Origin of the sequence: Salinispora mooreana (assembly GCF_000379065.1) — a bacterium.
In the GTDB taxonomy this organism is placed as follows: Bacteria; Actinomycetota; Actinomycetes; order Mycobacteriales; family Micromonosporaceae; genus Micromonospora; species Micromonospora mooreana.
Window position 1 is genome coordinate 1,749,789 of the sequence record NZ_KB900614.1, and the last position, 21,750, is coordinate 1,771,538.

The window sequence follows — 21,750 nt, forward strand, 5'->3', positions numbered from 1 at the left end:
GGAAACTGATGCCCGGCCGGAGCGGACATCATCTGCGGCGCGTGTCAACCGGGCTGCGTACCGGCCCGGTTCGGGGCCGCGGGTCGCGGGTGCCGCGCCGCCGCGCCTCGCCATCCGCGAGGTCCGCGACGGGGGAGCCGTCACCCCACACGTTTCTCGCCAGCCAGTACTCGACAGTGCGGTGCGTGCGGGTGAACGCGAGCATCGAGCCGTCCCGACTCGGCACCGGGTAGCGGGCGGCGGGCCCGACCGACGAGAGCACACGCCCGCTCCCGTTGGGCAGTTGTTCGAACAGATCCTCGACGCCCGAGGCGACGAGGGAGTAGATGAGCGTGCCGTCTGGCAGCAGGCGGGGGTTGTTCTTCTCGATGTAGTCCGGGCGGGCCAGGGTGACGATCTCGCCGCTTCCCAGCTCTTTGCGGTAGAGGCCCCAGGTCCAGTCGCCGCCGCGGGTGGACATGAAGATGACACCCGCGCCGTCCGGGGTCCACGACGGCGCCTCGTCCCACCATGGGTCCTTGGTGAGCTTGGTGATCCGGCCGTCCCGGACGTCCAGGACGCACAGGTCCGCCTCGAATGGCTCAGTTTCGGACTTAAAGACGAGCCGGGTGCTGTCCGGTGACCAGTCCAACGGACCGTACAGGCCCTTGAGCCATGTGACGCCGCAGGTCCACACCGTGCTTGTGCCCGTCACGAGGTCGTAGGTCGCGATCTCCCACCGCAGCCTGCTCGCCTTCCGCGTGAGATAGGCGACGGTGCGGCCGTCCGGGGCCCACTGCGGAAACGCCGCGTCCCCGAGCGGCAGGGGCTCCGCCACCCCACCGCCGATGTCGCGGACCTTCACCGTGGATCGCCCGGTCTCCTCCATGGCGTAGATAAGTCGAGTGCCGTCGGGGGAGATGCTGCCGTACCTCGGCTGTTCGTTCGGCCCAACGACTTGTACGACCGCGTTGGTACGGCGGTCGAGGACCCAGATGCCGACCCCACGGTCGACGAGCCGATGGAAGAAAAGGTGCTGCCCATCGGCGGTCCAGTTCGGCCACCGGTCATCGGCCGCATCCATGACTAACGCGCGCCCGCGGTTCGGCTCGTCGAGCCGCTGCACCCAGATCACCGAGCGTCCCTCGACACTCCGCGAAAACGCGACGACCGGGTGCGCGCTCGAAACGGTCGGTTTGTAGTCCCACGCGCGGCCGTTGGTCACCTGCCGCGGCGCACCACCATCCAGCGGCAGGATCGACACGACGCTTGCGCCGGTGTCGTAAGAGTGGCAGATGAGGCCGCTGCCATTGGGCAGGTATGCGCACGCGCCCGCTCGGCCGGGCTTGTCGGTCACCGGCACCGGCGGCCCGCCTGTGGCAGCTACCAGGTAGAAGTGCCGTTGTCCCCAGTCACCCCCGACGAAGATGATCTTAGAACCGTCCGGCGACCAGTGCGGATACTCCTCATCGTGAGAGCCGAATGTAAGCCTGCTGATCCGCGCTTCGTGCACCCTGTATAGCCAGATCGCCTTATGACCGCTGCGGGATGAGGTGAACGCGAGGCACATGGAGTCGGGAGACCACTGCGCCTCGAGGTCTTCGCCCGCGCCGCGGGTGCCCTGGTGCCACTGCTTGGTGGCGATCTCGTAGAACCAGAGGTTGAGCGAGCCCGCGCGCCGCGACGCGGCGACAAAGCGCGAGCCGTCCGGCGAGATCGCCCCGTCGCCTGCTCCGGCCGGGTCTTCAGCGAGCCTGTGCAGCTGGAACGCCGGGCCACGCACGGGTCCCGGTTGCGGAAGCGAGCTCACCGAACCATTCATCGTGTTCTCCAGGTCACCGTTGCGATTCGTCCCAAGCTATTCGGCACGATATGCGCGGCGTGCATTTCTGGCCTTCTCATCGTTTGCTATCGCCGTGTGGGTACTCGCGCCGTTCCCGCACGGTCTCCGGCCAAGCAAGGGGTGAGAAGTCCCCGCACACCGCCGGTGGCTAGAAACGTCAGTGGCGGCGATGTCCCGATCCGCTCGGCGTCACCGCAGTTGGGAAGTGCGCCCGGGGTCGAAGATCGCCGGTGGCCTGTAGACGTAACTATCGATTGGAGTGGTTGTTGTGACTGAGGTTCAGGATTTCGGCCGACAGCTCGGTGAATTCTCGCGCGGTCTGCTCGGTGCCACCGGCGCCGACGAGGGCACCGAGTTCGTCTCCGACGGCCGTGCCGAGAGCGAGATCCGTGGCTTCCTCGCGGAGCTACAGGAGGCGTACGCGCGGGCGGACATCGACTGGATCGTCGACTCGCTCGCCGAGGACTTCACCACCTACGAGCTCGTGGCACTGGACGGCTCGCCCGTGGTGATCCGCGAAAAGGCGGCGATGCGCGAGTACCTCACCACCCTGTTTCCCGCTAGCGGGGAGAACCAGGTGAAGTCGATCACGGCCAACCAGGTGGTGGCGACGGCGACGCTCGGCCTCATCAACGAGGAGGGCGACGTCGTGATCTCCAAGGCGGACACGACCAAGGAGCATCAGCCACTGCGGGCCAGCGCGCTCGCCGTTCGCACCGCAAACGGCTGGAAGTGGCGCCACTGGCACATGTCCGAGGCCGGCCCGCGCTTCCGCGTGAACGCGGCCGGCGTGCCGATCGACGACAACGGCCAGGTGATACCAGGTGCCCGCGTAGTGACTCAGGATGGCGTCGGTCGAGTCGTCGTCGACGGGCACGAGTCACGGCCAGGCGTCACCCTGACATCCGGGCAAACCCGCCGGGACTGAATAGCCGTGCTGCGCCGGGTCCGCGGGAGATTGGACGAGACATGAGTTCTACCGTCGGCCGGATCATTCGGCCGGAGCACACCACGGCGGGCACCGCGCCCGCACCGGTGACCCACGTGACCAATGGAGAGGAAAACCTGTACCCGGACTACCTCGGAAACTTCTCCAAGGGGTTGCCACACAACGAGTTCGGTGAAGTTGATCGGTCTGCCTACCGGCAGTTCGTTCGTCGGCTGTCCACTGGAGATCCCGGTCAGATCGAGGGAATTGAGCTTGACCCCTCCTGCGAGCGGCCGCTGGTCAACCCGCAGGCCGGGCTCTCGATCGATGCGATCGGTCCACGCAGCACGGACATGACCATACCGCCCGCACCCAGGATGGATTCGGCGGAGCTGTCCGCCGAGCTGTGTGAGCTCTATTGGATGGCCCTCTGTAGGGACGTGCCGTTCACGCGGCTCACCCAGAGTGACGTGGCACAGGCGGCGGCCGATGACCTGACGAGGCTGTCGGACTACCGGGCGGTACGCCAAAACGGTCGGGTCACACCCGGCTTGCTGTTCCGCGGTGACAGCCCGGGCGATCACGTCGGACCGTACCTGTCGCAGTTCCTCTGGCGGGATATCCAGTTTGGCACGTACCGGTTCGAGCAGCGGCAGGACACCGTGCGTCCCAACCAGGATTACATGACTACGTTCGGCACGTATCTAAAGGTGCAGCGAGGGTGGAACCGGACGTTGGCGCCGTCCGAGCGTGACCAGGAAAATCGGCGGTTCCTGTACTCGCCGCGCGCTCTTGCCCACTGGCTGCACTTTGACGGCGGACCGACCCCAGCAAAGGCGTTCTTCCATGCCGGGCTGATCCTGGACAGCCTCGGTGTGCCAGTCGACGCGGGTAACCCGTACGCGGACAGCACCTCGCAGCAGGGCTTTTCCACGTTCGGGACCCCGCACCTGCTGGCGCTGGTGACCGAGGTAGCCAATCGGGCACTGCGTGCCGTGTGGTATCAGAAGTGGTTCGTGCACCGTAGGCTGCGCCCCGAGGTCTTCGGTGCGCGGGTGCACCAGCGACTGAGCGGGGGCCGGGCATACGAGTTCATCGATCGCGAAGTCCTCGAGTCCGACGCGGTCACCCGGGTGTTCTCGAAATGGGGCTCCTACCTGCTGCCACAGGCATTCCCGGAAGGCTCGCCCATGCACCCGTCCTATGGTGCGGGCCATGGGACCGCCGCCGCGGCCGCTGCGACCGTCCTCAAGGCTTGGTTCGACGAGACTGCGGTGTGGGAAAACCCAGTCCAGGCCAACGAGGACGGCACTGCGTTAGTGCCGTACGAAGGCCAGGACGCCGGCCGGCTCACGGTTGGCGGAGAGTTGAACAAGCTGGCTGCGAACGTCGGCATCGGCCGTAACATCGCCGGCGTGCACTGGCGAACCGACTGGACGGAGTCGGCAAAGCTGGGTGAGAGCCTCGCGATTCAACTGCTCCGTGAGCAAAAGGCCTGGTTCAAGGAACCCCACTGGTTCACGGTAACCAGGTTCGACGGCACCACTGTGCGGTTCTGACCCGTTCGGTGTACCTCAGAGCCTGCGCCGCGCGGCCGGTCGCCCTGACCGCCGCGCGGCACAGGTTGTTGTTCCATTCCACGAACGCGGGTCAGCGCTCCCCAACTCGAACTCGACGGCATCCAGGTTTGCCGACGCCGACTTTCACCTCGAGTGCGACCCGTGTGCCGGCCCCACACAGTCCTACACGGCAAGCGACAACCCGAATCCAGATCCGCCGGCAACACCGCAGCGGGCCGACTCTGATCCGGGGGCTGGCTTTCCCCGCGATGTTCAGGGTGCGCGGATTCATCGGCTGGTGTTGCTGTCATACCGCGCCGCTGTCGGCATTCCGCTCACGACAGGGCGGCATGACACACGAATGATTTGCCGCAAGGCGTAGTAAGCAGGCGGATGTTCACGCGAGCTATCGATCGTAGGAAAGAGCGTTCCGCGACAGGGCAAGGGGTAATGCGATGATTCAGCACACGTGGTCCAGGGCCGGCGACAGGCGGCTGTTCGCACTCGCAGCGGCGGCAGCACTCTGCGCCGCGTGCACGACCGATCAGGCGCCGGAACCGGGCGAGGAGCCCAAGGGTCCGCCGCTGTCGTTCGATATCTCGGCCGTAACGCCGGTCGGCGACAACCCGCGCGCAATCGCGGCTGCGGACCTCAACGGCGACGGCGTACCCGATTTGATCACCCCGAACCTCGGGCCGGGCAACGCGTCCGTGCTCTTCGGCGATGGCAGGGCAGGCGTGCGACAGGTGGTTGAGGTCGCCGCCGGACCTGCCGCGCTGCGTAACGTGACTGCGGACCTGAACAATGACGGCAACCAGGATATTGCGACGATCAACGTCAGCGACGAGACCGTCACGGTGCTGCACGGTGACGGCGCAGGCGGGTTCGGCGAGCCGGTCGCGTATGAGGCGGGTGACGGCCCGTCCGGTGTGATCGCCGTCGACCTGAACGGCGACGATCTGCTTGACCTCGCGACCGCCAACTATGACGGGGACGACATCAGCATCATGCTGGCCGACGGCACCGGGTACGCCCCACCCGTGCATGTCGCCGCGGGCGACGGCACCGCTGACATCGTGGCCGCGGACGTCAATGGCGATGGCCGGATCGACCTGGTGACCGGCAACCACCACTCCGACGATGTGAGCGTGCTGCTCGGCGACGGCGCGGGCGGGGTCGCGCCTGCGGTCTCCTCGCCAGCGGGCGACGGTCCACACGGAATCGCCATGGCAGATTTCAATGGAGACGGGCACGTCGACCTCGCGACACCAGACTACGAGGGCGACACCACATCGGTGCTTATCGGAAACGGCGACGGCACCTTCGCCGCGCCATCGATGCTTCCCGCTGGGGATGGTCCGACGGGGCTGGTCGCGGTTGACCTTGACGGTGATGGCGCGATCGACCTCGCGACCGCGAACTTCGAGTCCGACGACGTGTCTGTGCTTCCTGGCAACGGTGACGGCACGTTTCGGGACCCGGTGTACGTGTACGCCGGGGACGGTGCGGTGAAGATCGTCGCAGTCGATCTCGATGGTGACGGCCTACTCGACCTCGCCACCGCCAACTCCCACGACGACAACGTCACCGTGCTCCGCAATAGCACCAGTCAGTGACCAATCACTTACCGGTGGCGTATGACAATTAGACATATCGTCCGGTATGGTCGCCCGGTAAGTAATCCGACGACGCACGCCGGGGCAGGAGACGACGATGACGGCAGCGATCGTGGCGCAGGGGCTGGTGAAGCGGTACGGCGAGACGACCGCGCTCAACGGTTTCGATCTCGAGGTGGCCGAGGGCACTGTGCTCGGTCTACTTGGCCCCAATGGTGCGGGAAAGACGACAGCGGTGCGGGTGTTCGCCACCTTGATCGAACCCGACGCGGGGCACGCGGAGATTGCCGGGCTCGACGTGGTACGGCAGGCCCGGCAGGTTCGCCAGACCATCGGTCTGTCTGGCCAGTATGCCGCCGTCGACGAGATGCTCACTGGGCAGGAAAACCTCGAACTGCTCGGCCGGCTGCACCACCTCGGCCGGCGTGGCGCGCGGTCGCGTGCCTGGGAGCTCCTCGAACGATTCGGGCTCACCGAGGCGGCGAACCGTAGGCTCAAGGAGTACTCCGGTGGTATGCGGCGCAGGCTCGACCTGGCGGGTGCACTCGTTGCCCGACCGAAGGTGCTCATCCTCGACGAACCAACCACTGGACTCGACATCCGTAGCAGGGAGGCCACCTGGGAGACCGTCGGTGAGCTGGTGTCGGCTGGGTCCACGCTGCTGCTCACAACGCAGTACCTGGAAGAGGCGGACCGGTTCGCCGACCGCATCGCCGTGATTGAGCACGGTGCCGTCCTAGCCGGCGGCACACCCGATGAGCTGAAGGACCAGGTCGGGGGTCATCGGCTCGAGGTGACCCTGTCGCGCCCCGCCGATCTCTCCCGGGCCCGGAGTGTGCTCGCGTCGGTCGCGGCGGGTGAACCGGTATCCGACGCGGAGGGTCGCCTCTCGGTGACCGTCGCGGCCGCTGACGGAGTGCTGGTAGACGGGATACGGCGCCTCGATGCGGCCGGGATTGAGGTCGTGGACGCGTCGCTACGCAGACCCACACTGGATGACGTGTTCCTCGCGCTCACCGGTCACATCGTCGAGACCCCCACCGAGTCTTCCTCGGAGAAAGAGGCGCAGGAGGTAGTGCGGTGAGCTCATTGGTGTGGGCCGTCGGAGACGGCATGGTGCTGGCGAAGCGGAACCTGATCAGGACGTTGCGAATGCCCGACCTGTTCATGTCCTCGCTGATCATGCCGATTATGTCCACGCTGCTGTTCGCCTACATCTTCGGCAGCGCTATCGAGGCCCCCGGTGTGTCGTACCGGGAATTCTTGCTCGCCGGTGTGTTCGTACAAACCGTCGTGTTCAATTCGGTGATCACAGGCGCCGGGTTAGCCGAGGACATCCAAAGAGGCATCGTGGACCGGTTTCGGTCACTGCCGATCTCCCCCTATTCTGTACTTTTTGGTCGGACCGCCAGTGATCTGGCGAATAATGTCCTGTCGCTGGCCGTCATGGTGTTGGCCGGCCTGCTCGTCGGATGGCGGATTGACAGCTCGTTTGGCGAGGGCGTAGCGGGTCTTCTGCTCCTACTGGCGTTCGCCTACGCACTGTCGTGGCTGCTCGCCGTGGTGGGGCTATCCGTGCGAGCGCCGGAGGTCGTGAGTAACGCCAGCTTCATGGTGATCATGCCGATGTCGTTCATCGCCAACACCTACGTCAGCCCCGAAGGCTTTCCCGGGCCGCTACGCGTGATCGCCGAGTGGAACCCCGTTTCCGCGGTGGCGCAGGCGGCACGGGAGCTGTTCGGCAACACCAACCCGGCCTACCCGCCGGGCGACACCTGGCCGCTACAAAATCCCATAGTCGCCTCGATCGGGTGGATCGTACTCATCCTTGCGATCTTCGTGCCACTGGCCACGCACCGGTACCGCAAGGCGGTGCGCCGCTGACCAAGTGGGCTCCGCGCGCCCGGCCCGGTGTCCGGTCCGGGCGCGCGGCGTGCTCATAGCGGCAGGCCGAGCTGGGTCGCGACGGTCAGGAAGTCGTAGTACAGCTTGCCGCTGGCGATCCTGCCGTCCCGGAAGTAGTAGAGCTCACAGCTCAGTCCGCGGATCCGGCTACCTGTCGGCGGGTGGAGTTCCCCGTTCGGTAGCGGGAACGGCGCGGTGTGTGTGCCCTCGTTGACCACCTCGGCTACCGCGATATCTCCGCAGATGATCAGATTGACGATCTCGACACGGGCATCCGGCATCGGCGCTCGGTTCAGCTCTTGGCGCCTGCGCCACCCCGCCGGCCCATGGACGACCTCGCCGGTCGGAACGTCAACGCCCTCGTAGTCCTCGGTCAGCAGCGCCATCGCACAGTCGAGATTGTTCTCATTGAAGTTTCGGTATAGCGCGCGGAGGGTCTCCTCGTTGCGACTTTGCTCAGTCATGTCACGATCTCCGTCCGATTCTGCCGGTCACTACATGCCCGTTGTACCCGGCACCAATATCTGACTTCTTCTTATCGACTGGGAATTTCACCCGGACCGCGTTTCGAAGAACCGCGCAAGCCAGAAAAAGACCTACCGCTGCACCTCGGCCTATAACGGGAATGAGCTTGGGTTGCCAAGGAACTGCGAATGCAAGGAGAAGACCCGTGCGCAAGAATGCGGTAGGTAGGTGGTGGTGGTTCGCGGCGCCGGTCGCAGTGGCGCTGGTGGCCTCCGGTTGCACCACGGACAACGACGGCGGGGAACGACCGCCGCCGGTAACCTCGACCACGTCGGCCGCCTCGACCCCAGCACTGGAGCCGAGGACCCCTGAGCCGGGCCCGCCGCCGGAGACGCCCGCCGCGTTCGCGTCCGCCACGGTCTATCCCGCCGGCGACGCGGCCGCGGACATCCTCGCGGCGGATCTGAACAACGACGGCCATCTCGACCTCGCCACGCCGAACTACAACTCGAACGATGTCGCGGTGCTGATGGCAGACGGTACCGGCGGCTTCCTGCCGCCTGTCACGCTAACCGCTGGTCGCACGCCGAACGGCCTGGTTGCCGCCGACTTCAACGGCGACAACTGGCTCGACCTCGTCGCAGCGAACTTGGGATCGGACGAGATTTCAGTGTATCTGAACGATGGCCAGGGCGGATTTGGTGAACCGGTGTTCACCCCCGCAGGGGATGGTGCGGCCCGGATCGTAGCCCGGGACCTTAACGGCGACGGCAACCTCGACCTGGCGACTCCGAATCTCAATGGCGACAATGTGACCGTGCTGCTCGGCGACGGGCAGGGCGGATTCGGCGAAGCATCGCACTTTCCGGCCGGGGACGGCGCGCTGCGCCTGTCGATCGCCGACATCACCCGCGACGCCAAGTTTGACCTGATCGTATCGAACTACAACTCGGGCAGCATTAGCGTTCTCGAGGGCGACGGCCGTGGCCGCTTCGGCCCACCGTCGGACTATCCAGCGGGGGACACGGCCTCCGGGGCGGCGCTCGCCGACTTCAATGGCGACGGCGTGCTGGACGTCGCGAGCGCCTTGTACGAAGTGGACCAGGTTGCAGTGCTGCTCGGCGACGGACAGGGTGGATTCGGCGCTCCGACGATTCTGACCTCCGGGGTGCACCCGGGTGACCTTGCCACCGGCGACTTCAACGGCGACGGCTACCAGGATATCGTGGCGCCGAACTTCGACTCCGACGAGGTGACGTTGTTCCACGGCGACGGGCGGGGTGGATTCGCCGTACCGGAGAACATCGCGGTCGGTGCGGGGTCACCCGCGATCGTGGTGGCGGATTTCAACGGTGACGGCAAGGCCGACTTCGCAACGGCAAACTCCCTGGACGACAACGTGTCGGTGCTACTCAACACCACCGGCGACTGACGTCGGTGGATGGATTGCTCCCGTCGGCCATCCGCGCCGGCACGTTCCCACCCAGGCCCCGGGTCGGGAATCGCGATTCGACAAGCGCTGTGCGCCCTGGTCAGGGCACACAGCGCTTGTCGTCAGGCAACCTAGAGCAACCGAGCGAAGGGTATCGGTGATGATGCTGAGTTCCCAGGCAGCCTCGGTCTGGCGGCCCCGCCCGAGCTGGAGTCGAGATTGTGGATGACTCGGTGCAGGGCGGAGTGCGGCACGCTGAAGGCCGATCGGTCGTACCGGCCCATCCGGTGCTTGACGGTTCGTTCGGGGCTGCAAGCCCGACGGCGCCTGGGCTAGGATCTATTCATATATGGAGGCGTTTGAGTTCCTGGTGGTCTCCCCCGCCTTCAAAGCGGGTGGGCCTGGCTCAGCCTGGCCGGCGGGTTCGATTCCTGTCCGCCTCCGCCAAGGACATCTACGGGGTGGTACGTCGATGGTTGTGGCCGAGGAATCGTGGCGTCTGACTCGGTACGCCCGCGGCGGGGGCTGTGCCTGCAAGATCCCGCCGGGGGAGCTGGAGGCCGCGTTGGGCGGTGTTCTCGGCCCCCTGACCGAGCCAACTCATGAGCTGCTCGTCGGCCTGGAGACTGGCGACGACGCCGCGGCGGTTCGGCTCTCCGGCGACACCGCGATCATCGCGACCACCGACTTCTTCACCCCGGTCGTCGACGACCCATACGACTGGGGCAGGATCGCCGCCGCGAACGCCCTGTCCGACATCTACGCGATGGGCGGGGATCCGATCCTGGCCGTCAATCTGTTGGCTTGGCCGCGTGACCTGCTGCCGATGTCGACCGCGAGCGAGGTGCTGCGCGGTGGCCAGGACATCACCCGCGAGGCGGGTTGTCATCTCGCCGGGGGCCACAGCATCGACGACGCCGAACCGAAGTACGGGATGGCGGTTACCGGGATCGGCGATGCCCGTCGGTTGCTACGCAACGACGCCGGACGGGCGGGGATGCCGCTAAGCCTGACCAAGCCGCTGGGCGTCGGCGTCCTGAACTCGCGGCACAAGTCGACTGGTGAGATCTTCCCGGCCGCTGTCGCCACGATGACCACCCTGAACCGGGACGCCTCCCACGCAGCCCTGCGCGCCGGGGTGACCTGCGCGACCGACGTGACCGGCTTTGGCCTGCTCGGGCATGTACACAAGCTCGCGCGCGCCAGCGGGGTGACGGCGGTCGTCGACGCGGCCGCGGTGCCGTACCTGGACGGCTCCCGCGAGGCCGTCCGGGACGGGTTCGTCAGCGGAGGTAGCCGCCGTAACCTCGACTGGGTGCGGCCACACACCCGTTGGGGCCCGGGTGTCACCGAGTGGGAGCGACTGCTGCTCGCTGATGCGCAGACCTCCGGTGGCCTGCTGATCGCGGGGGAGATCCCCGGAGCCACCATCATCGGCGAGCTGGTTCCCGCCGATGGCGAGCACACCCTGGTCGTCGGATGACCGCCGACCCGCGCCGGCACATCCCCCGCACCGACACACTGCTCGCCGATCCACGGTTGTCCGAGGCACACCAGATGTTCGGCGCCGACGCAGTGAAGCAGGCGATCCGAGAGGCCCAGCAGCGGGCCCGGGACGACCGGATCAAGCCCGCCGACGTCCTGCCCGCCGCGCTCGCCGCACTGCCGCCGGCCCCCGCACTGCTGAGCCGGGTCATCAACGCGACCGGCGTGGTGCTGCACACCAACCTCGGCCGCGCCCCGCTGTCGGCGGCGGCCGTCGCGGCTGTCACCGCCGCCACCGGATACACCGACATCGAGTACGACGTGACCACCGGCGCCCGTGCCCGCCGCGGCCGTAGCGCCCTCGATGCCTTACGGGCCGCGGTGCCCGACGCCGGCGACGTGCACGTGGTCAACAACGGGGCGGCCGCGCTCGTGCTGGCCGCCACCGCACTCGCGGCGCGCCGGGAGATCGTCGTCGCCCGGTCCGAGATGGTGGAGATCGGCGACGGCTTCCGACTACACGAACTGCTGGCAAGCGCCGGCGCCCGACTGCGCGAGGTCGGCGCCACCAACCGGGCGCACCTGCGCGACTACACCGAAGCCGTTTCCCCGCGGACTGGATTCATCCTCAAGGTCCACCCCTCCAACTTCCGGATCGAGGGCTTCACCTCGGCGGTCGGCGTAGCCGAACTGGCCAGGCTACCGGTCCCGGTGGTCGCCGACATCGGGTCAGGGCTGCTGCGCCCGGAACCACTGCTTCCCGACGAACCAGACGCCGCCACCTGGCTGCGCGAGGGCGCGACGGTCGTGACCGCGAGCGGTGACAAACTGCTCGGCGGCCCGCAAGCTGGGCTCCTGCTCGGCCGCCAAGAGGTGATCGAGACGCTACGCCGCCACCCTCTCGCCCGGGCGCTGCGCGTCGACAAGCTCACCCTCGCCGCGCTGGAGGCGACCCTTCGCCAGCCCGTCACCCCCACCACCTCAGCCCTACACGCCGACGAGGGGGAACTGCGGGAACGCGCAGAGAGGCTGGCAGCCCGGCTGGTGGCGAGCGGCATCGCCGCGACGGTGACGCCCAGCGACGGGGTCGTCGGCGGCGGCTCGGCGCCAGGCTTGCGGCTGCCCGGCTGGGCTGTCCGACTTCCACCAGGACTCGCCGAGCCGCTGCGCCGCGGCGTGCCCTGCGTGGTCGGCCGGATTCACGACGGCCACCTCCTGCTGGACCTGCGCTGTGTCCCACCAGTCGAGGACGAGGTGGTGGCGCAGGCGGTGGAGTGCGCATGTTCGTGATCGCCACAGCCGGCCACGTGGACCACGGAAAGTCTACGCTGGTGCGGGCACTGACCGGCATGGAACCCGACCGTTGGGCCGAGGAACGCCGCCGCGGCATGACCATCGACCTCGGGTTCGCCTGGACCACCCTCGACAACGAACACATGACCGCGTTCGTCGACGTGCCCGGCCATCAGCGATTCGTGTCGAACATGCTGGCCGGCGTCGGGTCGGTCACCGCCGTCCTGTTCGTCGTCGCCGCCGACGAGGGCTGGCGACAGCAGTCGGCGGAGCACCTGGCGGCACTGCAGGCCCTTGACGTGCGCCACGGCATCCTCGCGGTCACCCGCTGCGACCTCGCCGACCCCACGCCGACGATCGCCCAGGCACGCGAGCGGCTGCGGGACACCGGTCTGGCCGGAATGCCGGCGGTCGCGGTGTCCGCCGCCTCCGGCCACGGCCTCGACGCTCTGCGCACCGCGTTGCGCGAACTCACGCGGGCGCTTCCAGCGCCTCGGCCGGGTCCAGCGAGACTGTGGATCGATCGATCCTTCACCGTACGGGGAAGCGGCACCGTGGTCACCGGAACACTCGGGTCAGGCACCATGGCGGTTGGCGACGAACTCGTGCTCGAACCCGCAGGTCGACCCGTACGGATCCGCGGCCTGCAAAGCCTCAAGACCAAGGTCGCGCGAGCCAAGGCAGTGTCCCGGCTGGCGGTCAACCTACGCGGCCTCGGCGCCAACGAGGTCCGACGCGGGTACGCGCTGGTCCAGCCGGGTGCCTTCACGAAGGTCACCACCATGGACGTACGGCTGATACGGCAAGCCGACAGATTACCTACCCACCTCGTCCTGCACACCGGATCGGCGGCGGTGCCCGTACGCCTGAGAATGCTCGGACCGCACGCCGCCCGCCTCACCCTGACCACCGCGCTACCGCTACACATGGGCGAGCGGGGCCTGCTGCGCGACCCAGGTGCCCAGCACATCGTCGCCGGCGTCGTCGTGCTTGACACCTTCCCAGCGCGACTGCACGCTCGAGGCGACGCCAAGCGCCGGGCCCACCAACTGACGCGGATGAACGATCAACCCGATGTAGCGTCCGAGATCACCCGCCGTGGAGCCGTGCGACGCGACGCGCTCGTCACCGCCGGCGTCCTGGCCCAGGAAGCCGAGGCACCGCCGGATGCTATCGCCGCGGGTGAGTGGCTGGTCGACCCGACCGTCTGGAAGACCTGGTTGTCCGCGCTGAGCGCAGCCGTCGACGAGTGGACGGCGGCGAACCCGCTGTCACCCGGCCTCGCGCCGGAGGCGGCGGCCCGGCGAGCCGGCATCGCCGATCCTCGGCTGATCGAAGCGCTCATCACCGACGCAGGGCTTGTCCTCGACAGCGGCGGCGTGCGCCGCAAGGACGCCAAGACGCGCTTCCCCGAACCAGTGCGCCGAGCGATCGACGAGATCCACGCGCGGTTGCGCGAGGACCCGTTCGCCGCTCCCAGCACCGAGGAGCTCACACGACACCGGCTGTCCCGCCAACACCTCGCCGCCGCGGTCAACGCCGGTCTGCTCTGCCGTCTCGCACCCGATGTCTACCTGCTACCCGACGCACCGGCCGAGGCGGCGCGCCGACTCGCGAGCATCGAGCAACCGTTCACCGTCAGCCAGGCCCGCACCGCATGGGACACCAGCCGCCGCGTCGCGGTACCGCTTCTCGAGTACCTCGACAAGCAGGGTGCGACCCGACGCGTGAACAACACGCACCGGGTCATTAGCTCCCCATTGCTCGATGTCGAGCGAGCCGTACGGAAGACCCCCGCGCGTGCGGGGACGAGTCGCCACGCTGACCGCCGACCGGCCCCCACCGCGGAAGACCCCCGCGCGTGCGGGGACGAGGACGCTGGGAGCGTGTCGTCCAAGCGGCGCTGAGGAAGACCCCCGCGCGTGCGGGGACGAGCGGCGAGCCACCCACGCCAAATGCTGAAACGTCGGAAGACCCCCGCGCGTGCGGGGACGAGGCCGGGCTGTATCGCGTCGCCTGCTCAATCGTAGGAAGACCCCCGCGCGTGCGGGGACGAGGCGGCACCTTACCGAACGCTCCGCCCCAGCACGGGAAGACCCCCGCGCGTGCGGGGACGAGGCTGAGGCTGCATACGCCTCGCATGGCTTCGTCGGAAGACCCCCGCGCGTGCGGGGACGAGGCTGAGGCTGCATACGCCTCGCATGGCTTCGTCGGAAGACCCCCGCGCGTGCGGGGACGAGGATACCGACGAACAGCCCGGTCTGCCTGCCGCGGGAAGACCCCCGCGCGTGCGGGGACGAGCCCGTCGATGTAGCAGCGGCCGGCATCATGCGGGGAAGACCCCCGCGCGTGCGGGGACGAGTGGGACGTGACCGCCAACGGACTCGGTGCCTGGGGAAGACCCCCGCGCGTGCGGGGACGAGGGCTTGGCGGGCGGCGAGGTCGTCCAGGAGGGCGGAAGACCCCCGCGCGTGCGGGGACGAGCGTCTCCGTCACGGCCGGCGTAACAGCACCCGAGGAAGACCCCCGCGCGTGCGGGGACGAGAGGCCGGGGGAAGCCTCTGCCTAGCACGGCTCAGGAAGACCCCCGCGCGTGCGGGGACGAGCTGCGCTGACACCGATGTCCTGGCGGCCCTGGGCGGAAGACCCCCGCGCGTGCGGGGACGAGGGTGCCTCTGACCTCCGCCCGCTCCGCCCGGTCGGAAGACCCCCGCGCGTGCGGGGACGAGTTCTCGTAGCCCTGCTTCTTCGCGGAGGCGAACGGAAGACCCCCGCGCGTGCGGGGACGAGGCTGCGCCGCTCTCGCTGCATCGGTGACCCCCTGGAAGACCCCCGCGCGTGCGGGGACGAGGCTTGTTGACCTGGGGTTTTAGCGACGGTTTCGGGCTGTCAGGATTAGTCCGTCGAGGTCGACGGGGTGCCATCGGTCTCTGCCGGTGGTGCGGATGGCCCAGCCTTGTTCGTTTTGTGCTGGCTCGGCCATGATGGCTTGCCCGTCGCTGACGCGGTCGATGAGGAGGTTCCAGAGGCGGTCACGGACGCGAGCGCTGGGGTTCCCAACGAAGACACCGGCGGCGACTTCGATCATCCATCGGGTGAGGTGGCCGCGTAGACCTTGCTGGGTGGCGATAAGGACGATAACGGTCAAAAGTCCACCTTCTCGTCATCGACTGGTGGTCCACTGACTGCGATGAAGGCTTGTTCATTGAGGCTGTCGGCGTAGTCGGAGGCCCAGTTGATGCCGCCGGGCACGTTGCCGAGTTCGTCGTCCCACAGTTCGTGGAGGTCTTCGTCGGTGAACGCGTGGCCGTCTTCGAGTAGCAGGCTCTTGATGTCGCGAACGATCCGGGTCATGAGTTTGCCATCTCTGACTCGGTCACGGAATGCGGTGCGGGCGTCTCGCTCGCTGGTCAGGCCTTTCGCGGCGAGGTCGAACGCGATGGGGATCGTGAACTCAGCTTTGTAGAGGTCGGCGATGTCGAGTACGAAGGAGGTGGCGCCGCCGGTGTGGATGAATCCGAGGGCGGGGCTGGCGCCGAGTCCGACGACCGCCGCGTGGCTGATGCCGTAGAGGCAGCTGTGCGCAGCTGATAGGAGGCGGTTGATGTCGTCGCCGGCCTCGAATGGTTGGCCGGGTTTGTAGGTCCGTCCGTCCCACGGAACGCCAGTTCGGACGGATTGTTCCCGGTAGATCTTTTTTACGCGGGCTCCTTCTCGGCCGCGCAGCTGTTGCATGGTGGCGGTGCTGACGTCTTCGCCGGGGAACCGCATGCCGAACATGCGTCGGGCTACCGCGAGGCGTTCCTTGGTACGGGTGACGAGGTATGCCTGTCGGAGGAGCAGTTCGCCGCTGCGGCTGGGGCCGAGGCCGCTGGCGTAGAAGCGGACGCCATACTCGCCGACCCAGCAGATGGCGGTGCCGGAGTCGGCGAGAAGGCGTACGGCGGCGTTGGTTATTCGTGTTCCGGGTCCGAGAAGCAGGGTCGCCACCATGGCGGCGGGTACCCGGATGGTGCGTTCGCGGTTGACCAGGACGACGGCGTTGTCGTCCCGGTCGATGTGGCATCGGTCAACGTAGACCGAGGAGAGTCGGTCGCTGATGCGGTGTAGGTCTTTCGGGTCGGCCAGCCACCACATGTCAGGCTCCGGCTGGACGGGGGTGTGGTGGGGCGAGGGTGATCAGTCCCATGCCGTATGCCTTGCCGGGGCCTACTCCGTCGAGGAGGCTGCGCTGGGCTGTCTGCGGGTCGATGACCTCGATCAAACCTTCGAAGGTGGCTGTATCCAGCGTGACGCGGCGCGACTTCTCGCCGTCGCGCTTGTCGAAGCTGAGCCGCTCCTGGGCTACGAGGTACGCGGTTGATCCGTGGTCGCCGGTCAAGGGTTGGAAGCCCCACCGTTCGAGCCGGTCGCGCAACCACCTGAGTTGGTGGGCGGCGGTGCGGTGTGGCACCCGTACGCCGCGTGGTCGAAGCGACGCGGTCAGCCGGTCGCGCTGCTCGGGTGACGGTCGGGTTGGCTTCTTGGTGGTGCTGACGGGGTTGGCGTGTAGCCGGAATGCGAATTGGCGGCCTCGGGCTACTTGGTTCAGCAGCGGCTGGTACGCCTTGATGACTGCCTGTGGGTCGTCGGAGGAGGGCCAGCCGGCTTGTTCGACGAGGTGTTCCCAGCTGGGGCGGGTTTCGGTGAGGACGAGCAGGCTGAGCCGGTGCCGGTTGGTGGTGTCGAGGCGCCATAGGACGCGTTCGGTGACCGGCTGTCGACTCAGCCCGCCCAGGATGACGGCGTGTAGTGCCTGGCGGTTACGCAGGAAGCTTTGTGTCTTGGTGCGTAGCGGGTTGAGCCGGATTCGGGAGAGGTAGGTCATCAGTCACCGCCCAGTAAAGCGAACGGGTCGTGGCCGTCTTCTCGTGCGCTTGACGTGTCGTCGTCCAACACGACCCATTCCTGTCGGATGCGTCGGGAGGTGAAGTCGCGGTGGTGAGGATCGAACGTGACGGGTACGTCTGCGCGGATGTCGTCGCCGCTCGGGTCGTCGATGGTGACCGGAAGCGTGGTGCGGCGGTGGCCGTTGCGGTCACGGCGGTGTGCTTCGCCGGCTTGCCAGGGCACCTGTCGGAGTACGTCGAGCAGGGAGGTGCCGGGCCAGAGTGTTTGTGGGTTGTCGTCGGATGGCGACAGCAGGAGTGGTTGGGTGGGTGGACAGGCTCGCCGGCCGAGAAAGAGTGGAAAGGCTGGGCCGTACAGCGCGTCGCGTAGGGATTCCAGCAACTCACGCGGGCCGTTGATGGCGGCGACGAACACCGCGTCCTGTAGGTAGAAGCGCCGGGTGACGTGGGTGAGTTTCGGTGGTGAGGTCGTCTTCTGCGTCCTTTTGGCGTTAACTGTTGCCGACAGGAGGGGTCGTCCACGTAGGTCGCTGACGGTGTGGTAATCCCGCAGCATCGAGCCGGGCTGATCGGTGCGGACACCGAACGACAATCCGAGCAGGTCCTCGATGGGGTCGTGACGGCGGCGGCCCTGGGCTGCGGCGAGTAGCCCGATGATGCCGCTTTTGGTCGGCTCGGCCTGGGTGTCACGGCGGTTGAACTGACTGTGCCCGCCCCAGGACTGCAGTGGTCCGGCCAGGCGCAGGACCAGGTACCAGCCCGCGATAGCGGTGTGTTCGGCAGTCATCGCGGCGCTATCTCCCGTAGCCGAGTCCGCATGTCGGTCTCGACCGTCCGGATGACCTCGTCGAGTCCCAAAGGCGACCCGAACGCCTCGCGAAGCTCGGCGGTGTCTGGGCTACTGCCGTCCGGTCGGTCGTATTCGGTGGCGACCAGGGCGGGTGTGGCTCCCCACCGCTTGCTGGCCTTGGTCAGTTCCCTGGCGAGCCGGACGGTGGACTCTGCGACCAGGCCGGATTGACTACGCACCGGCCTTTCGAAGGCCGAGACCAGATTCACCGGCTGATCCTGACGCACGACGGCACTGACCAGGCTGGGTATCGTCCGGTGCGCGAAGGTGTTCTGGTGCCCGGTCGGCATCGACTTGGCGAACGCCCGGATGAAGGCTCCCAGCGCCTGCACCGCCGCGTCGTCGTCGCCCCCGAGGTTGGCGCGCAGCTGGTGCATCCCCACGGTGGCATACCGGTAGAGGGTGGCGGAGGTGAACTCGACCGTGCCGATCATTGAGGCCCCGACGTCTTCCCGGTCGGGGCGGGGTTGGTCGTCGACCGCGGTGAAGTAGTCGAACTCGATTTCCGCGGGATGCGTGGAAATGGCATGGGCGACCTGCGCTGCCGCCTCAACGTTGAGGGTCGACAGATCGGCGACCATCCGGCCAAACAGTGCGACGTCGATTGAGTGCCCAACGGCCAGGGTCTCCCGTACCGGTAGGTCCGCTACGGTCTTGGCCAGCGCGTCGCCCGCGAGTGCGACCAACTCGTCAACCTGCCCGGCGACCAGGTCCACGATCGCATCCAGCTGTGCCCAGCCGAAGAAGAGCAGGTACGCCGTCTCGCCGGCGTTCTTCCCCTCGCTGATCTTCAGATCGTGTAGCAGGGCGGTGCTCAGCCGGCCGGCAGCTTCAGCGTCAATCTTGGTACGTTCCCGTAGCCGATCGGCCAACAGGCTGGAGATCCGCGTGGTTCGCACGCCGAGTTTGTTCTGCGGAATCGCGAGTTCGTCGCGGAAGGCGAGGCGAGTAGCACGCTTCCACGCCTGCGAAGACACCCGGGCACGCCGGGCACCGCCGTACACGGCCTGTTTGGGACTGCCGGCGTCGTCGCGGTTCAGACACGACGGCGGAACAGACTGGATGACGTGCAGGTCGACGTAGATCTTACTGGTCACACGGACTCCTGAGAAACATTGATGGTGGCGGACTCTTTGGTTTGGTGGGGGATCGTCCGAGTACGCCGGTTGTCGTCGGCCCCGCCGTTGGCGGCCGGACGGTCTGACCCACCGCTTTTCGGCTCGTCGTTGGTCGACGCGGCGAAGTATCGGCTGCCCCAGGCGCGCCGGACTGAGGCGATCTCCTCGGGTCTCTGCCAGCGCACCAGGTCGTGGTATAGACGGGTGTAGTCCAGCGGCTGGTCGATCGTGCGCAACTGAGTGACCAGGCCACGCAGATGCAGGCAGATTTCATCGAAACTGGTGGCGGTCGCGGCAGCGGCGAACCGTCGGTCCACCGCGTCCTGACTGAACTTGCCGTTCAACCGCAGAGCCCGCATCGCGGTGCCCAACCCGATACCGCTCACATGCATCGGTTTGACCTTGGACTGCTGGTGGACCGCGTAGAGAGTCAACGCGGCGTGCTCCGCCGCCAGCCGCCAGCTCCGCCGGCCGTCCTGCTGCAAAGTGGTGTAGTAGCGCCACATCTCCGGAACGTCCCCGGCATCGCGACCTGCGCCGCGTCGCAACGCCGCTAGGTCACTGCCGGGCACCTGGGTCGGCTTTCCGTCATCGCCAACGTGCCGCTCCCAGTAATGCCGGACCTTGAAATCGCTATCGGCCACGTCAGGTAGCTCCCGTCATCGTCGCTTCCCGTTGAAGGTTGAGAATCTTGCGTACGGTTCCGCGGAACCAGGCCTCCGCCATACTCGCGCTGGTCGAGACACCGTCGTGCCGTATCCGGCCGAGGAATGCACCTGCCGGCACCGACGAGAGCACCGGCTCGGCTGCCTCGAAAGCCACCCGGAGAGCGTCCCGTCGCCACCGCTGCTGGGCGCCCTCGACATCCTGCGAATCGCGTTGCAGCTCGCGGAGGGTCTGCGCCACCAGCGGCGTGAACTCAAGAATGAAGCTGTCGCCGACGCGCTGCCCCTTGTCCCACGGAAGCTTGTCCCCACCCACCGCTTGGCGCAGGTCGTCACCCAGACGGTTGCCGGCGTTCCGCAACGCCTCCGCCTCGGCCACCACATCCAGCAGCAGCTTCCGAACGGGACTTTCGGGATTGAGTGCCGCCACCGGCAGCGGGATCCGGTCCGCCATGACGTCCTCAACGATCGCGGACTGGTTGCCGTACTCAACACCAACCGTGACGACCTGCACCGGCAGGTCACGGGCCACAATCCGACGTGCCCGCAAAATGTTGAGCTGCCGAAGGAGTTGACTGCTGGCTACCGACTCTCCCGCGTCCATGCGGGTGGCTAGCAGCGGCTCCAGCCCCCGCCATGCAGCCCGACCAGGAGCATGCCGTACCGGTCGATTCGGCGGATCACCGGCTTTCGGTTTGTCCACCCGCCGCCACGCTGTGTGTGGCTCATACTCCGGAAGCTGATCAACACGGTCTCCGGCCGCAACCACGACTCTGCGCACCACCGTCGCGCCTCCAACGGTCTCCGGAACCAGTCGGATTCGGCGTGCCTGCCAGGTCAGCAGATCAAGAATTCCCCTTACCGGTCGTCGCGACCACGCCGCAGCACCCGGCCAGCGGTCGGTCGGCCGGTCGTCGTCCTCGTCAGCTGCCCACTGCGGCCGATCGTGCTCCCGCGGCTGGGGCTGAATCGAAGTATTGAGCAAGATGGTCTCGAACAAGTTCCGGCCCACCGGGATGACCACCCCGAGTCCACCGAGCGGACCGGTCGGGTTACCCGTGGTCTTACCACCTTTGACCTTCGGATCACCGACCGCCCCTGACTTGATGGCGGCTGTATCCCAACACTGCGTGGCCAACACCGCCCGAGCAGCCTGGGCACACGTCAACGCCGGCGGATCCGCCTCCGTCCGGGACGCGAAGAGGGGCACGTTGTTACCCGTCGCCGCCGCCGCGATCAGCAGCGAGACCGGCTTCGTCTCATCCTTAGCCGTTCGTAACCCGGCGACCTGGGCAAACGGACGCAGCCCGAACAAGTCAAATCGATCACGGTGGTCGCTGAGGTAGTCGTCCATCGCCTCATCAAGCCGGCCAGCCGTCCACCGCCGCCTCCACTCCCGGTCATCAGTCGGGCTCCCACACGCATGCAGATAGACCGGCAACAGCACCTGACGCAGCACTGCGACCATCTCCAGCGGATTGTCCACCGCCAGCCCGTTCAACTCGTGCGCGCGGGTCAACGCACACCGCAACGACACCTCCCTCGACCTGCCCTCATCGACAACTGGAATCCACTCCCCATCCACAAGGTCAAAAGATGCCTCCATGGGCCCCCCTTTGCGTCGCTCTAGACCAACCACTCAATCGTCAGAAAGCAGGCAATCACCCAACACCCGGATGAACACCGCGACCACAGCTCCGAACAAGACGCGAACTGACCCTCG

The 21,750-nt window shown here is 67.2% G+C and carries 17 protein-coding genes, 1 tRNA gene, 1 pseudogene and 1 CRISPR repeat array; of the genes and pseudogenes, 10 read left to right on the forward strand and 9 right to left on the reverse strand.

Going from position 1 to position 21,750, the window contains the following annotated elements; translation table 11 throughout:
* Window positions 1-28: 28 nt before the first annotated feature.
* Window positions 29-1,801: a PD40 domain-containing protein gene (locus SALPAC6_RS0108365; protein ID WP_018252977.1), complete on the reverse strand. Its 1,773-nt coding sequence runs from the start codon at window positions 1,799-1,801 to the stop codon at window positions 29-31.
* A 289-nt stretch (window positions 1,802-2,090) separates the two neighbouring features.
* Between SALPAC6_RS0108365 and SALPAC6_RS0108370 the strand changes: the two genes are divergently transcribed.
* The 5 genes from SALPAC6_RS0108370 to SALPAC6_RS0108390 all read left to right on the forward strand — a co-directional run bounded on the left by SALPAC6_RS0108370 (window position 2,091) and on the right by SALPAC6_RS0108390 (window position 7,809).
* Complete coding sequence (locus SALPAC6_RS0108370) at window positions 2,091-2,750, forward strand: nuclear transport factor 2 family protein (RefSeq protein WP_018252978.1); 660 nt, start codon at window positions 2,091-2,093, stop codon at window positions 2,748-2,750.
* A 107-nt stretch (window positions 2,751-2,857) separates the two neighbouring features.
* A complete protein-coding gene (locus SALPAC6_RS0108375) occupies window positions 2,858-4,309 on the forward strand; it encodes a vanadium-dependent haloperoxidase (RefSeq protein WP_223874431.1) in 1,452 nt (483 codons plus the stop codon).
* Between the two features lie 455 nt (window positions 4,310-4,764).
* Window positions 4,765-5,925: an FG-GAP repeat domain-containing protein gene (locus tag SALPAC6_RS0108380; RefSeq protein ID WP_018252980.1), complete on the forward strand. Its 1,161-nt coding sequence runs from the start codon at window positions 4,765-4,767 to the stop codon at window positions 5,923-5,925.
* Between the two features lie 97 nt (window positions 5,926-6,022).
* A complete protein-coding gene (locus SALPAC6_RS0108385; RefSeq protein ID WP_018252981.1) occupies window positions 6,023-7,009 on the forward strand; it encodes a daunorubicin resistance protein DrrA family ABC transporter ATP-binding protein in 987 nt (328 codons plus the stop codon).
* 29 nt (window positions 7,010-7,038) lie between these two features.
* The gene (locus SALPAC6_RS0108390; RefSeq protein ID WP_188115252.1) at window positions 7,039-7,809 is read left to right on the forward strand and encodes an ABC transporter permease; all 771 of its coding nucleotides are present in this window, start codon (window positions 7,039-7,041) and stop codon (window positions 7,807-7,809) included.
* Between the two features lie 53 nt (window positions 7,810-7,862).
* On the opposite strand, the gene SALPAC6_RS0108395 is transcribed toward SALPAC6_RS0108390, so the two are convergent.
* A complete protein-coding gene (locus SALPAC6_RS0108395; protein ID WP_018252983.1) occupies window positions 7,863-8,294 on the reverse strand; it encodes an ester cyclase in 432 nt (143 codons plus the stop codon).
* Between the two features lie 257 nt (window positions 8,295-8,551).
* Here SALPAC6_RS0108395 and SALPAC6_RS0108400 point away from each other — a divergent pair, with 257 nt between their 5' ends.
* The 5 genes and pseudogenes from SALPAC6_RS0108400 to selB form a co-directional block, all read left to right on the forward strand.
* Entirely contained in the window at window positions 8,552-9,727 is a 1,176-nt protein-coding gene (locus SALPAC6_RS0108400; RefSeq protein ID WP_018252984.1) for an FG-GAP repeat domain-containing protein, read from the forward strand.
* 351 nt (window positions 9,728-10,078) lie between these two features.
* A tRNA-Sec gene (locus SALPAC6_RS0108405) sits at window positions 10,079-10,174 on the forward strand.
* Window positions 10,175-10,199: 25 nt separating this feature from the next.
* The gene (selD, locus tag SALPAC6_RS0108410) at window positions 10,200-11,210 is read left to right on the forward strand and encodes a selenide, water dikinase SelD (RefSeq protein ID WP_018252985.1); all 1,011 of its coding nucleotides are present in this window, start codon (window positions 10,200-10,202) and stop codon (window positions 11,208-11,210) included.
* Window positions 11,207-12,502 carry an L-seryl-tRNA(Sec) selenium transferase gene (gene selA / locus SALPAC6_RS0108415; protein WP_018252986.1) on the forward strand — a complete coding sequence of 432 codons (1,296 nt, stop codon included), beginning with the start codon at window positions 11,207-11,209 and terminating at the stop codon, window positions 12,500-12,502. Before selD ends, selA begins: the two co-directional genes overlap by 4 nt.
* A pseudogene (selB, locus tag SALPAC6_RS26880) lies at window positions 12,493-14,265 on the forward strand (selenocysteine-specific translation elongation factor); the annotation flags it as partial. The gene selA and the pseudogene selB, both read left to right, overlap by 10 nt.
* Before the next feature lie 25 nt (window positions 14,266-14,290).
* Window positions 14,291-15,356: a CRISPR direct-repeat array (repeat unit 28 nt; unit sequence GGAAGACCCCCGCGCGTGCGGGGACGAG).
* An 18-nt stretch (window positions 15,357-15,374) separates the two neighbouring features.
* Here the strand turns inward: selB and cas2e are convergent.
* From cas2e to casA, 7 genes are read right to left on the reverse strand one after another with little or no spacing between them, the layout of a single operon-like run.
* Entirely contained in the window at window positions 15,375-15,653 is a 279-nt protein-coding gene (gene cas2e / locus SALPAC6_RS0108435) for a type I-E CRISPR-associated endoribonuclease Cas2e (protein WP_016814346.1), read from the reverse strand.
* A complete protein-coding gene (gene cas1e, locus SALPAC6_RS0108440) occupies window positions 15,650-16,642 on the reverse strand; it encodes a type I-E CRISPR-associated endonuclease Cas1e (protein WP_018252988.1) in 993 nt (330 codons plus the stop codon). Before cas1e ends, cas2e begins: the two co-directional genes overlap by 4 nt.
* Window position 16,643: 1 nt before the next feature.
* Window positions 16,644-17,372: a type I-E CRISPR-associated protein Cas6/Cse3/CasE gene (gene cas6e / locus SALPAC6_RS25600; protein WP_018252989.1), complete on the reverse strand. Its 729-nt coding sequence runs from the start codon at window positions 17,370-17,372 to the stop codon at window positions 16,644-16,646.
* Window positions 17,372-18,181: a type I-E CRISPR-associated protein Cas5/CasD gene (gene cas5e, locus SALPAC6_RS0108450; RefSeq protein ID WP_018252990.1), complete on the reverse strand. Its 810-nt coding sequence runs from the start codon at window positions 18,179-18,181 to the stop codon at window positions 17,372-17,374. Before cas5e ends, cas6e begins: the two co-directional genes overlap by 1 nt.
* Window positions 18,178-19,341: a type I-E CRISPR-associated protein Cas7/Cse4/CasC gene (gene cas7e, locus SALPAC6_RS0108455; protein WP_018252991.1), complete on the reverse strand. Its 1,164-nt coding sequence runs from the start codon at window positions 19,339-19,341 to the stop codon at window positions 18,178-18,180. The genes cas5e and cas7e overlap by 4 nt, the downstream gene beginning before the upstream one ends.
* The gene (casB, locus tag SALPAC6_RS0108460; RefSeq protein ID WP_018252992.1) at window positions 19,338-20,006 is read right to left on the reverse strand and encodes a type I-E CRISPR-associated protein Cse2/CasB; all 669 of its coding nucleotides are present in this window, start codon (window positions 20,004-20,006) and stop codon (window positions 19,338-19,340) included. The genes cas7e and casB overlap by 4 nt, the downstream gene beginning before the upstream one ends.
* 1 nt (window position 20,007) lies before the next feature.
* Window positions 20,008-21,633: a type I-E CRISPR-associated protein Cse1/CasA gene (gene casA / locus SALPAC6_RS0108465; protein ID WP_223874274.1), complete on the reverse strand. Its 1,626-nt coding sequence runs from the start codon at window positions 21,631-21,633 to the stop codon at window positions 20,008-20,010.
* Window positions 21,634-21,750 lie beyond the last annotated feature (117 nt).

What these genes read in the sequence shown, in the direction of transcription:
- SALPAC6_RS0108365 (WP_018252977.1), bottom strand. Translation starts at nt 1,801, where the DNA reads ATGAATGGTTCGGTGAGCTCGCTTCCGCAACCGGGACCCGTGCGTGGC.
- SALPAC6_RS0108380 (WP_018252980.1), top strand. Translation starts at nt 4,765, where the DNA reads ATGATTCAGCACACGTGGTCCAGGGCCGGCGACAGGCGGCTGTTCGCA.
- SALPAC6_RS0108385 (WP_018252981.1), top strand. Translation starts at nt 6,023, where the DNA reads ATGACGGCAGCGATCGTGGCGCAGGGGCTGGTGAAGCGGTACGGCGAG.
- SALPAC6_RS0108390 (WP_188115252.1), top strand. Translation starts at nt 7,039, where the DNA reads ATGGTGCTGGCGAAGCGGAACCTGATCAGGACGTTGCGAATGCCCGAC.
- SALPAC6_RS0108395 (WP_018252983.1), bottom strand. Translation starts at nt 8,294, where the DNA reads ATGACTGAGCAAAGTCGCAACGAGGAGACCCTCCGCGCGCTATACCGA.
- selD (WP_018252985.1), top strand. Translation starts at nt 10,200, where the DNA reads ATGGTTGTGGCCGAGGAATCGTGGCGTCTGACTCGGTACGCCCGCGGC.
- selA (WP_018252986.1), top strand. Translation starts at nt 11,207, where the DNA reads ATGACCGCCGACCCGCGCCGGCACATCCCCCGCACCGACACACTGCTC.
- cas1e (WP_018252988.1), bottom strand. Translation starts at nt 16,642, where the DNA reads ATGTGGTGGCTGGCCGACCCGAAAGACCTACACCGCATCAGCGACCGA.
- cas6e (WP_018252989.1), bottom strand. Translation starts at nt 17,372, where the DNA reads ATGACCTACCTCTCCCGAATCCGGCTCAACCCGCTACGCACCAAGACA.
- cas5e (WP_018252990.1), bottom strand. Translation starts at nt 18,181, where the DNA reads ATGACTGCCGAACACACCGCTATCGCGGGCTGGTACCTGGTCCTGCGC.
- casA (WP_223874274.1), bottom strand. Translation starts at nt 21,633, where the DNA reads ATGGAGGCATCTTTTGACCTTGTGGATGGGGAGTGGATTCCAGTTGTC.